General features: G+C 65.9%; 1 pseudogene. It reads left to right on the top strand.

The window, feature by feature from the left end:
* Positions 1-279: pseudogene (locus CH341_RS32415) on the top strand (aminomethyl-transferring glycine dehydrogenase subunit GcvPB); the annotation flags it as partial.

Genomic DNA, 279 nt, shown 5'->3' with positions numbered 1-279 from the left:
TCGCCAAGGCGATGATCGACGAGGGTTTCCATCCGATGACCATGTATTTCCCCTTGGTGGTCAAGGGCGCGATGCTGATCGAGCCGACGGAATCGGAAAGCCGCGCCTCGCTCGATCTCTTTACGGCGACGCTGCGCGATCTCGTCATGGCCGCGACTGCGGGTGACACGTCCCGCTTCGTCGATGCCCCCCGGTTTGCGCCGCGTCGCAGGCTCGACGAGACGAGTGCAGCCCGAAAGCCGGTGCTGCGCTGGACGCCGCCTTCGGGCGAGGCAGACG

Source organism: Rhodoplanes roseus, from assembly GCF_003258865.1.
GTDB classification, from domain to species: domain Bacteria; phylum Pseudomonadota; class Alphaproteobacteria; order Rhizobiales; family Xanthobacteraceae; genus Rhodoplanes; species Rhodoplanes roseus.
The sequence above is the reverse complement of the archived record's forward strand: the minus strand, read 5'-3'. Positions and strand labels throughout refer to the sequence as shown.